Genomic DNA, 420 nt, shown 5'->3' with positions numbered 1-420 from the left:
AAGCATGGCGGTGCAGCTCGATGCGCTGGCCGGCAAGGTGCCCAACTGCGTGCAGGACGGCTTCGTCAGTGGCTACCTGCTGACCCAGGCCATTCCCCGGTTGTCGGTGAACGTGTCGCTGGGCACCCGGCTGTTCGATGAGCGCCTGGAGCTGGGCAGCCGCATCGTGCATTACCAGCGCCACCAGAACCCGGACCTGCAGGCCTACCGTGATCGCCTGTACGCCGGCAGCGGTGGCCTGATCTGGCAGAATGTGCCGTTCACCTGGGGAAACATCACCACCGTCGATGCCTACGCGCGCTGGCGCTTCAATGACCACGCAAGCGTCGAGCTGGTCGGCACCAACCTAGGCAACCGCTACTACGTCGACCCGGCCACGCGCTCCACGCTGCCGGCGCCGGGGCGCACGCTGAAGCTCGG

At 66.9% G+C, this 420-nt stretch carries 1 pseudogene; it reads left to right on the top strand.

From position 1 onward, the window contains the following. A pseudogene (locus D7X55_RS46890) lies at positions 1 to 420 on the top strand (TonB-dependent receptor); the annotation flags it as partial.

Source organism: Corallococcus sp. AB049A, assembly GCF_003668885.1.
GTDB classification, from domain to species: Bacteria; Myxococcota; Myxococcia; order Myxococcales; family Myxococcaceae; genus Corallococcus; species Corallococcus interemptor.
This window is presented reverse-complemented; position numbering and strand designations above follow the sequence as displayed.